The sequence below is a fragment of the Candidatus Paceibacterota bacterium genome, from assembly GCA_035652395.1.
In the GTDB taxonomy this organism is placed as follows: domain Bacteria; phylum Patescibacteriota; class Minisyncoccia; order Phycocordibacterales; family CAJBRS01; genus JADGRH01.
On the sequence record DASRDX010000009.1, the window covers coordinates 76,636 to 88,011 of the forward strand.

The window sequence follows — 11,376 nt, forward strand, 5'->3', positions numbered from 1 at the left end:
CGACGCTCAGGGAATTCTGATAAAAACCGGTCCAATGCGAAACTTTTCTTTTGGCAATGGTTCGGAATGGAAGTCTTCCTTTTTAGTGAGCCAATAAATACCATTGGGTTCGAGGATGTACTCGCCAGATTTTTCCGGTTTGAAGAAGACTGTCAAACAGAAGGTGATCTCTTCTCCTGCCCGAATTTTCATCAGACCACTTTCAGAATTTGGAGAAGTGATGTTCCACGCGCTTTCCGCCTCGCCCGTTTCAATTAATTTCCCCTTGGGATCTCGTATGGAGTACGAAAGACCTTTCAAGCTCGACTGAAGAAGCCCCGCTGATCTTGTAGCTCCTACCGGTACCCAGACATCTTCCGGCATCGGTCCGAGTTGATAATTTAAGGTAAAGATAACTGCTTCGAAATTACTGTCTACTACTTTCCCGGTCCGGTTCCAAATCCAGCTCATTAGTTTGATTGGAAGAGGTTCTGATACCGAAGCCGTGGACAAGGGTGTAGGAGAAGGGAAAATCAAAGGGCTGGCTAAGAAGAGGGCCAAAGCAATCTGCAGATTGAGTTTGTTCATTTCTAATTCTATGTAACCACCTTTTAAAAGGAAGTCAAATACGAGATAATCAGATCATGAACATTCGAGAGCTTTTCAAGATCCTCTTGCCGCAAACCCACCTCAATCGGAGTCTTCGCATTTTGATAATTGTTAACACTTTCATGGTTTTTGTTATTGGTCTATTTGCGCCGTTTTACGCCATTTTTGTGGTGGGGCTAGGGGGCAATATTGCTTTCGCTGGCTTTTCTTGGGCCTTGTTTTCAATAGTTTGTGGTATTTTGATTTTGCTTTTTACGCGATGGGAGCTCCAGATTAAGGAACAAGAATTGCTTCTTGCGCTCGGCTATCTTTTAAGAGGATTGGTTTTTCTTAGTTACGCTTTCATGGGAAGCATGTTTCAACTGATCATTACCCAAGTGCTTTGGGGAATAGCAGCCGCTATCGGCACTCCAGCTTTTGATGCCGTTTATCAAACTCACACTACCCAAGCCGAATCGATCGTACAGTGGGGCGGTTGGGAAGGCATTGCCGCCATAGCTACCGGTTTAGCCGCTTTGATTGGAGGCATTCTTATTCAATCTTTCGGATATGCCTCCATCTTTTTATCAATGTCCATCATTTCTTTTGCTCTTGGAATTTATATTTGGCGCTTACCGAGGGAAATACTGTAGAAGTCTTAATATTGACAGAATTCCCGCTTTGGCAGAATATCAGCACTAGATGAACCTTAAACAGGAATCCTTTTTGCTTCGAAAAGTTAAGACGGATGAAGAGGGGAAAGAAGGCATTCTGAAACTCTCTTGGTTAACTAATGCGGTCCGACGAACGGTCATTGTAGAGATGGGAGAAATGACGGGCTGTGGATCCATTATTAATCGTTCTGTTATTATCTCGGGTCTTTTCGGCGATCAAATTAAAAGTGCCGTTTCCTTCCAACTTTATCTTCGGCCTATTGTTTCCCAGTTCTATCCCGAAGAGGTTAGTTCGCCGGTAGAAGTGAACTGGGGTTTTGACGAAAATCTAAAGCTTTGTCTGGTCGTCCCCGGACACCGTCCAATCGCTCCAAGTTTTTTGGAATGTCGTCCTGATGTTGGCGAGTATCTGCTTTTGGTTAGCGGTTGCAGAGAGCCTTTGGTGCTCGAACTCTCCGAAATTATCAAAAGTTCTTACTCCAGTTTCGCTAAAAAACTTTCATTGATGCACATAGATGTAGAATCGGGAATCCCAGCAAGCCTTCTTTATCGTATGAATGGTGACGTAGCGGGCATAGCCATTACCTCCACCAGTGATGATAAAGTTCTGGCCATACCGGCTTATGAGGTCCTGAATTTTTATCATCACCATGCCGGTTTCTTGCGAGAAACTAAAACGGTTTGATTCTTGGCGGCGCTTTTAAAAGATTGCGCCGCTTTTTATTTATATTTGCTAAATTCTTGATCTCTATTAATATCGACAGAAGGTCTATGATCCGTCTTGAAGATCTTTCTTTTGAAGAAAAGCAATGTTTAGCTTACCTTGCTTACGTTAGAACCCATGGTCACCAAATGCTTCGAAATGTTTTTTACAAATCCAGCGATGAAAAAATCATTCTTCGCATTGATTTGGAACTTGATGTTTCCTCGCGTTTACTTTCCATACCCGAGTGGGTTAGACAAAATTTGCCTGACCCAAAGGAGCACTGGGTCAAAGAATACCTACTTAACCGCTTTGCTCCCGATTCTCCAGCGGCGCCTTAAATCCGGCGCCGTCTTTTATTTAAAAAGCGTTCGCCGTAGGCGAACGCTGAAATCAATCTCCACCGAGGCGGAGCCGGCGATTGATGGTATAACCTCCCACCTCCAAGGCGTCAAGATTATAACCAGATTCTTTATCACAATCGTCTCGCAGAATCGGTTTTGCTGTTTCGTAAGGAGTATGAAGCCAGATTTTATGTTTACGACTCAATTCTTCCAGCTCCTCGGCGAATTTCTTTGCTCGATTTAAGAAACTGTTTTCGGGCCAACATAATTCTGGCCACGCGAGTTCAGCTATTTCTGTTGCGGAGGCAAGGTTAAACTCAAGAAGCTCATTTTCCGTCAGCTTGGGCAGCCGCAGTAAATCTTCCTCTTTTATTTTTCTTAAAACCGGTTCTTGAATATTGAACGGTGTTCCGATTTCGGATCCACTTACCCAGCCGCGGGCGTCAAAATAAGAGACGGCACCTTCCGGCTGAAGTAATGCATGCCGAATAACTTCATTTACCATTAGGCCAACAATTGGCCAGCCCAAAGCTCGGTGAAGGGCGATGGCAAAGATGTAACACGCGCCGTCGAGATAAGCTGTCAAGATACGCTGATGAGTTCTCTCCTTCTCTCTGCCTGTCAAAGGTTGAAACTGAATAGACATATAGATCTTTCTAAAATTAAATTAGCTTTAAATTAGGAAAAGTCAATCCTGGATTTGATATTGAAAAATCCTCCAATAAATGCCAATCTTAATTCAGAAAACAAATGAACCTTACGAATATTCTGGAAAAACCTCACGCTATTGGTGAGCGCTGTAAAGGCTGCGAGGAAGCCGATTATCGACATCCCACCGCGACCTGTTCGGACTTTCAATCTAAGATGTTGGCCATTGTCAGAGAAGCGGATCAACATCTTCAATTTGAAGTGGCTGTTCTCAATTACATCTCAGAAAACCTCGAAACTTTTTCTGAAGCCGAGATTTCTCCAAAGGGCCTGTTGGCTCACTTCAATTTTAAAATCCCTCTTACGCAAGAGTTCAGCTTAATTGAATACGGGAAAGAGATCCGGGAATGGGTAAAAACGCGACTGCCCACAAAATCCAGCAGCACTCTCGGTAAGTTCTTAATAAAGAAGGGTCTCATCCAGCCTCACGAGCTTTACTTCAACATTCATCCACCGCATAGCGCTTAGCCTTCGTTCCGAAACTCTATAGTTGAAGAGGTGAAGGTCAGAGAGATCAGTCGTGCTCGTCGGCGGCAAAAGCGCCTAATCCTTCGAAGTCGCAAACCAAGAGCCGCTGTGCAGGTGTCACCTTCACAGCGATTTTTATTAAATCAGAAGACTTGTTAGAATTAATATATGGCCGAGGAAGAGCAATATTTAAAGGAATTTACTAAACCAGCGGAAGAGCTGACTGAGACAGATCTTTTTAATAAAAGATTTGTGGAAGCAGCTGATCATCTTTATATTGCTAGACCGAGAGTAGATACATTTCAGGAGTTTGAGCAGGGCATTGTGAATCTCAATAATCTGATTGAGAAATATGAAAATGAACTCTTGCCTCAGATTCAGAAAGTAAAGAATCCCATAATCAGCGACCATTTTTTACAATCTCTAGTGGACGCCGATAGTTTCTTGCAGATCCTTCTGGCGGAAGCCATGATTCCACTAGAGACTCTGGATAGACTTGATGAAGAAGATTTGAAATCTTTAAGAAATCTCCATGATTATGTTTCAAATAGAATAATTCCTCGGGCTCGGGCGGAAACTATTAATACGTTAGCCGAGAACACTCGAGCACTTTTAGATAAGATAGAATTAGCATTAGCTCTGGAAGAGGGTAGTCCTGAGGTGAAAGAATAGAATGCAGCGAAGCTGCCGTTTTAAAGTTTCTTGACAACTTGCTCCTTTGAAGTAAGTTGGAGGCAGAAATGAATAATTGGGGAACCATTTTCCAAGAAACTCACCTGGTCATTACAGACAATGCGACATCGAAACTTTTGGCAGATTGGAGGAAGCTTTATGGAGTATTACACCCTGATCCAGTCCTCCAGATTAAAAGATTTCTAAGAAATCCAGCTCTGGAGAAACTCCCTGCTCGCTATCAAGATCGGCGGCAGGCTAGTAACGGTCAGGTAAAAGCTGACTATTATCGTTTCGGTGAATGGCGCCTGGTGATCATCAAAGACGAAGAGGCTAAGACTTCGACCGTTGTCACCGTTGAGGCAGTACCCGATATCTCGCATCTAAGAAGGCGGAGACGACGGTGGAGAAGAAGGCCGAAGGGGAAGAGGCCGCGCCGTAGGCGGGGCTAGAGAACCTCGTCGTGAGACGAGGATTTTATTTGAGAGGTTCGGCGCCTTGCGCGCCGAACCTCTGCTATAATTAATAGATATTATTACTAGCTAATTTTAGACTTATGCCTATTAATTATTTAGCGGTGTTGGTCTGTGGAATTGCAGCCATGATTCTTGGTTATCTTTGGTACGGTCCATTTTTTGGTAAAACTTGGATGCGGGAGATGGGAGTTTCTGTGGAGACGATGTCTCCGGAGCAGACGAAAGGAATGGGTAAGAGATACTTTTTGATGTTTATTGGTGCCCTAGTGATGGCTTGGGTTTTGGCTCATTCTATTATTACGGCAGCTCTCTATACCGGCCTTACTGGAGTTGGCTTGGGGTTATTAATCGGCTTCATGAGCTGGTTAGGTTTTGTTGCTCCCGTCACTCTCGGTTCCGTACTTTGGGAAAATAAAAGTTGGAAACTCTGGTGGATCAACAACAGCTATTACATTGTTGATCTCGTTATCATGGGCATAATTTTAGCCCTCTGGGTGTAGATGAAACCTAAAACTGTAGATGAATACATTAGGATGGCCGCGCCGAAGGCGCGGCCACATCTCCGAACTCTCCGTCAGATTATCAAAAAAGAGGTACCGGAAGTAAAAGAGAAAATCGGCTATAGCATGCCATATTACAATTACCTCGGGATGTTTACCGGCTTCGCTGCTTTCCCAAATCATATTGGGCTTTATACGTTGAACATGCATATTAAAGGAGATCTGAAAAAACGAGCGGACAAATACGTTACCAGCAAAGGGACAATGCAGTTTTCTTATGACAAAGCTCTCCCCGCAAATTTAATTAGAAAATTGGTTAGAGAAAAAGGCCGAAGAATGGAGAAAAAGAAAAAAAATTATGAAAAATAAATATTTAATTACCCTCTTTATAATTTGCGTGGTAATTCTCGTAATTGTCTTCAAACTGCCCGCTCCTAAATCTACCACTTCCTCCTCATCTACAAACAATACACCGGTTTCTTCTGATCTGGCAGATGTTGGCAGTGCAGTAACCGATTTTGGCAGTAAGTTGAAAAATGTTTCGCTCCTTGCTCCAACTTCTACTTTAAAGGCGGACATAGCTAGATATTACGGACCTTACATAACCGTTGAGCTTCTCGCAGAGTGGCAAAACAATCCATCGCTCGCTCCTGGTCGACTAACCTCTAGTCCTTGGCCAGATCACATTGATATTCTTTCTATTAATCAAATAGACTCCACCCATTATCAAGTGCAAGGTGAAATCGTGGAAATGACCAGCCAAGAAGTAGTCGCCGGCGGTGATTCTGGTAGGGAAGAAGTAAAAATCACTCTTACTAAAGTAAAGAACAAATGGCTAATTAGTCAGTTTGGGTCAGGAAAATAAAGAAAGGCGCCGAAGGCGCCTTTCTCATGCTATGATAAAAATCTTAATAATTAATTCTATTTAAATTATGAATCCAGTTGTTCACTTTCAATTGCCATATGAAGATGGCAAACGCATCAGCAAGTTCTATCAGCAGGCTTTTGGCTGGGTTACTAATGAGACTGGTCCGGAAATGGGTAACTATATTAATGTCGGTACTACTGAAACTGATCAGAAGACTATGCGGCCAACTACTCCCGGCACTATTAACGGTGGATTTTACAAAAGAGGAGATGATCTTCCCAGTCAGATCCCGAATGTAGTTATTGCCGTAGAAGATATAAACGCGGCCTTAAAAAAAGTGGAGGAAGCCGGTGGTAAGATTAACAGCCAGCCACAGGGTATTCCGGGAGTAGGTATATTTTCTACTATCATTGATACGGAAGGCAATCACATGGTGCTGTTGGAACCCGGTCCTCAAAACCAATAAGATCGTGGAATTAAAAAGAAAGGGCCGCCGTCGGCGGCCCTTTCTTTTTCCCTTATTCCTCCTCTTCTATCTCAATCGCCCTCTCATTAATTTTGTGAGTAGCCAACTCCGTCAAATTAGTATCGGCTGCTTTCTCCTCGTCTAAAGTTTCTTCCAGGATGTCGGCTACTTCATCGCGGCCCACCTGTCGTGCCCAAGCTATCGCCGAACCATATCCAGCTATTTCATAATGCTCGATATATTGAAGAGCGGCCACCAGATTAGTATCCTTGGCCTCCGGTCCCTCAATATTTTTAATTACCCACTCGGCATCTTTAATCAATCCGCTGATGGCTTCACCTTCCAGACGCTTCGGATTTTCATCGAGGAGCTCAAAACACTGCTCCAGTCTATTCACATGATTAATAGTTTCTTCAAAATGATCTTCCAGAACCGCTTTCAATTCACTGCTCGCAACAGCCTCGCTCACCTTCGGTAAATTTTTTACTAAATTCTGCTCTACGTCATAGAGCACCTGCATTTTTGTAATCAGCAGATCATAAAGGGTTTTTGTATGGGTTTTCCTCCCAATAACTCTTCTAGGCCTAGCTTTAGTTGGCATTCTATTGAAATTTTAACGAATAAGTCCCTCTAGACCCGTGGACGTGGAGCCTCAAAAATTCTGACAGATGTCCTCTAACTCTGTTAAAATGTGAGGATGAAAGAGTTATTCTATAGACTGCCAGAAAATATCCTTTCTTGTTTTAAAGGCCGTAATTTACTTTGGCAGCTTCTGGCTTTTCTATTGACTTATTTACTGATAATCACCGGAGCGGATTGGGCTTACTTCCAATACTTTGCTCGGCACACAGAAACCCGTACCATTCTTTTCGGCGCTGCCATCCTCGGCTTTTTCGTACCGGTCTTTTTGCCTCTTGTACTGTTCTGTTGGGGGCAGATTAAAAGGGATTTTAAAACTCTTCGAGTCAGTTTTGCCATTACTCAAGCTGAAATTTTAGGATGGATGCTTTCCAGTTTTTATAAAATTTTTACGGGCCGCGCTCATCCCGATCTTAGTGGCCAAACCGACATCAGTCACGTTTTTCATTTCGGTTTCTGGCAAGGCGGAATTTTCTGGGGCTGGCCATCTTCTCATACGGCCGTCGCTTTTGCCTTGGCGGGTACTATCTTCGCTCTATTTCCCAGAAAAAGATTTCTAAAAATTCTAATTGGTTTTTACGCTCTATATATTGGTATTGGAGTAGGGGCTACCATTCACTGGTTTTCCGACTTTGTAGCCGGAGCCATTTTAGGTCTCATTATTGGTTCGGCAGTCGGTCGCAGCTTTCATTCACTCTTAAATAATGGTCAAAGCTTTTCAAAAACTGACTGAATGGTATTGGAAATACGAGCGACCACTTTCTTCGCTCGGTCTAATTGGCGGTTTTCTTTTTGATATCTTCACTCTGACGAGAGTGGATGAGCTCCTGGAAAATATCTGGGTCGGTTTTCATTTGATTGTAGCGGCCGTTGGGATTCTGATGTTGAATTTATATGAAGAGGGAAGACTGAAAGAAAAAGTGCCGGGACGGGCTCACTTCTGGTGGACTTTTGTTATCCAGTTTGCTTTCGGCGGCCTCTTCAGTGTCTACCTAGTCTTTTATTCTCGCAGCGCTAACTTTTTTGCCAGCTGGCCGTTTTTGGTAGTACTTGCTTTAAACTTTCTAGCGAATGAGCGGCTTCGCGAACGCTATCGACGAGCCGGTTTTCAGATGGCTATGCTTTTTCTCGGCATCTTCTTTTACTGTCTTTACATTGTGCCAATTATCGTCGGCCAGATTTCCAGTCAAATTTTTATTTTAAGCGGCCTTATTAGTCTCGCAGCTATGGCTCTTTTCCTTCTGATTCTTTTTGCCATCTCACCAAAAAGAATGAAACAGGAGAAATGGTTGATCATGCCAGCTGTGGCCCTCTCTTATCTTTTAATTAATTTTCTCTATTTCGCTCACGTTATTCCGCCCATCCCGTTATCTCTAAAAGCAGCCGGCGTTTATCACTCAATTTCGCGCGATCCGACCACGGGCAACTACTTTGTAACAGAGGAAACAAACAGCAATCCGTGGTATCAATATTTTTTAATTCGGCCAACTATCCATCTGGTTTCCGGGGAGCCGGCGTACGTCTTCAGCTCGGTTTTTGCCCCTGCCCGTTTTGCCACCGGCATCGTTCATCGCTGGCAATATTATGATCAAGTGCGAAAAGAATGGTTAACAGAGAGTGTTATTCGGCTTGGAATTGTCGGAGGAAGAGAAAGCGGCTACCGAACCTTTTCTTTAAAGGCCGGTCTTGCGGCCGGTCGCTGGCGAGTGAGTGTAGAAACACCGGAAGGGCAGGTGATTGGCCGGCTCGACTTTAATGTCGAGCCGGCCGCAACCACTCCACTTTTGCAGGAGAAGTGGCAGTAATGCTATTCTATAAAAATGAAGAAACCCGGTGAGCTCTTAATCATTCTCATAATTATTTTATGTATTGTCGGTCTTGGCATCTGGCATGTGGTAGCCGAGTGGCATGACAAGTCTCTGACCCTCCATTCCTTTCAGGCGACTTCTCAAAAGAATCTGAAAGATTATCAAAATTCAGAATTTGGTTTTAATTTTTCTTATCCTGCCGATTACGTTCTTTCGGAAAGCACCACTCAAAACGCCAGCAGCTCATATCAGACCGCCTTAGTTCGAACGGAGGATAACCTTCAGCCACCAGTTGGCGAAGGACCTCGGGCCATTACGGTTGAAGTCTTTAAAAATCAATCCGATATTTTTAAATGGCTGAATACTAATCCCGCTTCAAATTGGCAGATCAGTAATCATACCTACGCCTCCGCCACCGTTGATAGTTCTGTGGCCATTCAGTATAGCTGGCAGGGTTTATACAATGGCCGGACGACAGTTTTTGAACACCTTGGAAACATAATTGCCCTTTCTGTTACCTATGATGCTCCAACTGATGCCATTCTTCTCGACTATAACGACCTTTTAAATACCATTAAACTTTCTGAAAGAACCTTGACTAAAGATGAGGCTGTTGAGATGGTGGCCGCTAAATATCCGGAAGTGAAAAAATTTCTAGAAACATCATTGCCACCAACTTCGGTTGAAGTCATTCCGTATAATGACGGCATTCATTCGGCTGTGATTTTTAAAACGAGTGGAAGCGGAGTTCCTTATCTCTTGTCCGCTAAATGTTTTGATATCTCAACTAATGGTCAAGTCAGTCTGACCGGGGAGTATAAAATTAATCCGAAAGATGCTTATAAGCCAAAGAATGTTTCTGCTCGTGGTTGTTTACCTTTGGGGATAGAGGTGACAAAATACATCAGTGACCATATTAACGATCTCTCTCCCATCAAGGCTTCCTTGGGTGGCAAATTTTATGCTACTAATATTGAGCTAGCTGAGAGCGGTGAGGCGGGTCAAATCTCTTATGAAGACGGGCACAATGTTTACAGAGCCTCTTTTAATTATTCAAGTGATCCGAATTATCAAAATATTAAAATTACTAATTTCAAACTCCTGCCGTGAATAAAACATTTCCTACAGACGAAGAATTGAAGAAAAAAGATCCAGAACTTTATCGCATAGCTCGGGAGAAGGGAACCGAGATGCCGGGAACCGGTCAATATCTCCACTCAAAAGAAAAGGGGATGTTTAAATGCGCCGTTTGCGGAGCAGCTCTTTTTCCTTCGGATGTTAAATTCGATTCGGGTAGTGGTTGGCCGAGCTTCTATGACGCTTTGCCTAACGCCGTTAAACTGGAGGAAGACAATAGTTTAGGAATGCATCGCACCGAAGTCAGCTGTGCTAACTGCGGTGCACATCTCGGCCATCTTTTCAATGATGCCCCTCAAACCCCAACAGGTGCCCGCTACTGCATTAACGGGGTTTGTCTTGATTTAGAAAAAGAAAATGAAAATCACTAAACTCGGACATTGCTGTTTGATAATTGAAGAGAAAGGATTAAAGATCTTGACCGATCCGGGCAACTATACTCACAAACAAAATGAAGTAACGGGGATTGATATTGTCCTAATCAGTCACGAACATTCCGATCACTATCACTTGGATTCAGTCAAAGCTTTGATGAAGAATAATCCGACAGCTCGACTGATTAGCAATGGCGCCGTCGGAAGCCTTCTGGAAAAAGAAGGTTTTAAATATGAAAAAGTGGGAGATGGAGAGAAGATAGAAATCGGCGGAGTATTAATCGAGGGATTTGGTAAAGATCATGCGCCGATTTATAAAGACTTGATGCTGGTAGAAAACACCGGATATCTGATCAATTCATATTTGTATATTCCGGGAGATGCTTTTCATGCGCCATCCAAAGGAGTTTTAGTGTTGGCTTTGCCGGTAGCCGGTCCTTGGGTGAAGATTTCCGATTCGATTGATTATGCCTTAGAAGTGAAACCCAAAAAGACTTTTCCCGTTCACGATGCCAATCTTAGAATTCTCGGCGGAGCGCCGTATTATGTTTCCAAAGAAATTTTAGAGAAAAACAACATTGAGTTTCTGCCGCTTGAATTAGACAAGCCAACAGAGATATAATTGATTTATGGAAACTATCTTTGCCTATGGAACACTGAAAGATCCGAAAGTTCAGCAAGAAGTGATTGGTCGGGAAATTGAAGGAGCGGCCGATCATCTGGATGGCTGCATTAAATCTCATTTTCAGCATGGCGATCGAAAGACTTATCCGGTTATTATTTGTCCGATTGAAGGCCATGGCGTAGACGGAATCACCTTTGATGTTACGCCGGAAGAATTAACAAAAATCGATCAATACGAAGAAGATTTCTATAAACGCCAAAGAGTAAGATTAAAAAGCGGCAGGGAAGCCTGGACGTATACGAAATAGGTTATAAAGGAGCAAGTTTATAAAGTTGTAATCAGGATTA

19 protein-coding genes are annotated in these 11,376 nt (G+C 43.2%); 16 read left to right on the plus strand and 3 right to left on the minus strand.

Annotated features, from left to right (window positions below; genetic code table 11):
- Nucleotides 1–6: 6 nt before the first annotated feature.
- The gene (locus VFA52_00545) at nucleotides 7–567 is read right to left on the minus strand and encodes a hypothetical protein (GenBank protein HZS42697.1); all 561 of its coding nucleotides are present in this window, start codon (nucleotides 565–567) and stop codon (nucleotides 7–9) included.
- Between the two features lie 56 nt (nucleotides 568–623).
- On the opposite strand from VFA52_00545, the gene VFA52_00550 reads away from it, so the two are divergent.
- From VFA52_00550 to VFA52_00560, 3 genes are all read left to right on the plus strand, one after another.
- Nucleotides 624–1,220 (plus strand): MFS transporter, encoded by a 597-nt coding sequence (locus VFA52_00550; protein HZS42698.1) that lies wholly within the window; start codon nucleotides 624–626, stop codon nucleotides 1,218–1,220.
- A gap of 49 nt (nucleotides 1,221–1,269) precedes the next feature.
- On the plus strand, nucleotides 1,270–1,926 hold the full coding sequence (locus VFA52_00555; protein ID HZS42699.1) for a hypothetical protein: 657 nt from the start codon (nucleotides 1,270–1,272) through the stop codon (nucleotides 1,924–1,926).
- A gap of 86 nt (nucleotides 1,927–2,012) precedes the next feature.
- On the plus strand, nucleotides 2,013–2,285 hold the full coding sequence (locus VFA52_00560) for a hypothetical protein (protein ID HZS42700.1): 273 nt from the start codon (nucleotides 2,013–2,015) through the stop codon (nucleotides 2,283–2,285).
- Nucleotides 2,286–2,337: 52 nt separating this feature from the next.
- Here the strand turns inward: VFA52_00560 and VFA52_00565 are convergent, their stop codons facing one another.
- Entirely contained in the window at nucleotides 2,338–2,934 is a 597-nt protein-coding gene (locus VFA52_00565; protein ID HZS42701.1) for a hypothetical protein, read from the minus strand.
- 104 nt (nucleotides 2,935–3,038) lie between these two features.
- On the opposite strand from VFA52_00565, the gene VFA52_00570 reads away from it, so the two are divergent.
- From VFA52_00570 to VFA52_00600, 7 genes are all read left to right on the plus strand, one after another.
- Complete coding sequence (locus VFA52_00570; GenBank protein HZS42702.1) at nucleotides 3,039–3,464, plus strand: hypothetical protein; 426 nt, start codon at nucleotides 3,039–3,041, stop codon at nucleotides 3,462–3,464.
- A gap of 168 nt (nucleotides 3,465–3,632) precedes the next feature.
- Nucleotides 3,633–4,136 carry a hypothetical protein gene (locus VFA52_00575; GenBank protein ID HZS42703.1) on the plus strand — a complete coding sequence of 168 codons (504 nt, stop codon included), beginning with the start codon at nucleotides 3,633–3,635 and terminating at the stop codon, nucleotides 4,134–4,136.
- 68 nt (nucleotides 4,137–4,204) lie between these two features.
- Nucleotides 4,205–4,588 carry a hypothetical protein gene (locus VFA52_00580; protein ID HZS42704.1) on the plus strand — a complete coding sequence of 128 codons (384 nt, stop codon included), beginning with the start codon at nucleotides 4,205–4,207 and terminating at the stop codon, nucleotides 4,586–4,588.
- A gap of 104 nt (nucleotides 4,589–4,692) precedes the next feature.
- The gene (locus VFA52_00585; GenBank protein ID HZS42705.1) at nucleotides 4,693–5,112 is read left to right on the plus strand and encodes a DUF1761 domain-containing protein; all 420 of its coding nucleotides are present in this window, start codon (nucleotides 4,693–4,695) and stop codon (nucleotides 5,110–5,112) included.
- A complete protein-coding gene (locus VFA52_00590; GenBank protein ID HZS42706.1) occupies nucleotides 5,113–5,481 on the plus strand; it encodes a DUF1801 domain-containing protein in 369 nt (122 codons plus the stop codon).
- The gene (locus VFA52_00595; GenBank protein ID HZS42707.1) at nucleotides 5,471–5,977 is read left to right on the plus strand and encodes a hypothetical protein; all 507 of its coding nucleotides are present in this window, start codon (nucleotides 5,471–5,473) and stop codon (nucleotides 5,975–5,977) included. The genes VFA52_00590 and VFA52_00595 overlap by 11 nt, the downstream gene beginning before the upstream one ends.
- 67 nt (nucleotides 5,978–6,044) lie before the next feature.
- Entirely contained in the window at nucleotides 6,045–6,446 is a 402-nt protein-coding gene (locus tag VFA52_00600; GenBank protein ID HZS42708.1) for a VOC family protein, read from the plus strand.
- Nucleotides 6,447–6,498: 52 nt separating this feature from the next.
- Here VFA52_00600 and VFA52_00605 read toward each other — a convergent pair whose 3' ends face one another.
- Nucleotides 6,499–7,047, minus strand: a complete 549-nt coding sequence (locus VFA52_00605; protein HZS42709.1) for a ferritin-like domain-containing protein — start codon at nucleotides 7,045–7,047, stop codon at nucleotides 6,499–6,501.
- A 96-nt stretch (nucleotides 7,048–7,143) separates the two neighbouring features.
- Here VFA52_00605 and VFA52_00610 point away from each other — a divergent pair, with 96 nt between their 5' ends.
- Genes VFA52_00610 through VFA52_00635 form a run of 6 tightly spaced genes read left to right on the plus strand, consistent with a single transcriptional unit; the run spans nucleotide 7,144 to nucleotide 11,336 of the window.
- Nucleotides 7,144–7,818 (plus strand): phosphatase PAP2 family protein, encoded by a 675-nt coding sequence (locus VFA52_00610; GenBank protein HZS42710.1) that lies wholly within the window; start codon nucleotides 7,144–7,146, stop codon nucleotides 7,816–7,818.
- The gene (locus VFA52_00615; GenBank protein HZS42711.1) at nucleotides 7,790–8,890 is read left to right on the plus strand and encodes a DUF2914 domain-containing protein; all 1,101 of its coding nucleotides are present in this window, start codon (nucleotides 7,790–7,792) and stop codon (nucleotides 8,888–8,890) included. The genes VFA52_00610 and VFA52_00615 overlap by 29 nt, the downstream gene beginning before the upstream one ends.
- A gap of 15 nt (nucleotides 8,891–8,905) precedes the next feature.
- A complete protein-coding gene (locus VFA52_00620) occupies nucleotides 8,906–10,003 on the plus strand; it encodes a hypothetical protein (protein HZS42712.1) in 1,098 nt (365 codons plus the stop codon).
- Nucleotides 10,000–10,401, plus strand: coding sequence for a peptide-methionine (R)-S-oxide reductase MsrB (msrB, locus tag VFA52_00625; GenBank protein HZS42713.1), 402 nt, complete (start codon nucleotides 10,000–10,002; stop codon nucleotides 10,399–10,401). The genes VFA52_00620 and msrB overlap by 4 nt, the downstream gene beginning before the upstream one ends.
- Nucleotides 10,388–11,026 (plus strand): MBL fold metallo-hydrolase, encoded by a 639-nt coding sequence (locus VFA52_00630; protein ID HZS42714.1) that lies wholly within the window; start codon nucleotides 10,388–10,390, stop codon nucleotides 11,024–11,026. The genes msrB and VFA52_00630 overlap by 14 nt, the downstream gene beginning before the upstream one ends.
- Before the next feature lie 7 nt (nucleotides 11,027–11,033).
- The gene (locus VFA52_00635; GenBank protein ID HZS42715.1) at nucleotides 11,034–11,336 is read left to right on the plus strand and encodes a gamma-glutamylcyclotransferase family protein; all 303 of its coding nucleotides are present in this window, start codon (nucleotides 11,034–11,036) and stop codon (nucleotides 11,334–11,336) included.
- The last annotated feature ends 40 nt before the right edge of the window (nucleotides 11,337–11,376 follow it).

Bases quoted from the DNA above. Each gene is read 5' to 3' on its own strand.
- VFA52_00545 (HZS42697.1), bottom strand. From the start codon at position 567: ATGAACAAACTCAATCTGCAGATTGCTTTGGCCCTCTTCTTAGCCAGC.
- VFA52_00550 (HZS42698.1), top strand. From the start codon at position 624: ATGAACATTCGAGAGCTTTTCAAGATCCTCTTGCCGCAAACCCACCTC.
- VFA52_00555 (HZS42699.1), top strand. From the start codon at position 1,270: ATGAACCTTAAACAGGAATCCTTTTTGCTTCGAAAAGTTAAGACGGAT.
- VFA52_00560 (HZS42700.1), top strand. From the start codon at position 2,013: ATGATCCGTCTTGAAGATCTTTCTTTTGAAGAAAAGCAATGTTTAGCT.
- VFA52_00565 (HZS42701.1), bottom strand. From the start codon at position 2,934: ATGTCTATTCAGTTTCAACCTTTGACAGGCAGAGAGAAGGAGAGAACT.
- VFA52_00570 (HZS42702.1), top strand. From the start codon at position 3,039: ATGAACCTTACGAATATTCTGGAAAAACCTCACGCTATTGGTGAGCGC.
- VFA52_00575 (HZS42703.1), top strand. From the start codon at position 3,633: ATGGCCGAGGAAGAGCAATATTTAAAGGAATTTACTAAACCAGCGGAA.
- VFA52_00580 (HZS42704.1), top strand. From the start codon at position 4,205: ATGAATAATTGGGGAACCATTTTCCAAGAAACTCACCTGGTCATTACA.
- VFA52_00585 (HZS42705.1), top strand. From the start codon at position 4,693: ATGCCTATTAATTATTTAGCGGTGTTGGTCTGTGGAATTGCAGCCATG.
- VFA52_00590 (HZS42706.1), top strand. From the start codon at position 5,113: ATGAAACCTAAAACTGTAGATGAATACATTAGGATGGCCGCGCCGAAG.
- VFA52_00595 (HZS42707.1), top strand. From the start codon at position 5,471: ATGAAAAATAAATATTTAATTACCCTCTTTATAATTTGCGTGGTAATT.
- VFA52_00600 (HZS42708.1), top strand. From the start codon at position 6,045: ATGAATCCAGTTGTTCACTTTCAATTGCCATATGAAGATGGCAAACGC.
- VFA52_00605 (HZS42709.1), bottom strand. From the start codon at position 7,047: ATGCCAACTAAAGCTAGGCCTAGAAGAGTTATTGGGAGGAAAACCCAT.
- VFA52_00610 (HZS42710.1), top strand. From the start codon at position 7,144: ATGAAAGAGTTATTCTATAGACTGCCAGAAAATATCCTTTCTTGTTTT.
- VFA52_00615 (HZS42711.1), top strand. From the start codon at position 7,790: ATGGTCAAAGCTTTTCAAAAACTGACTGAATGGTATTGGAAATACGAG.
- VFA52_00620 (HZS42712.1), top strand. From the start codon at position 8,906: ATGAAGAAACCCGGTGAGCTCTTAATCATTCTCATAATTATTTTATGT.
- VFA52_00630 (HZS42714.1), top strand. From the start codon at position 10,388: ATGAAAATCACTAAACTCGGACATTGCTGTTTGATAATTGAAGAGAAA.
- VFA52_00635 (HZS42715.1), top strand. From the start codon at position 11,034: ATGGAAACTATCTTTGCCTATGGAACACTGAAAGATCCGAAAGTTCAG.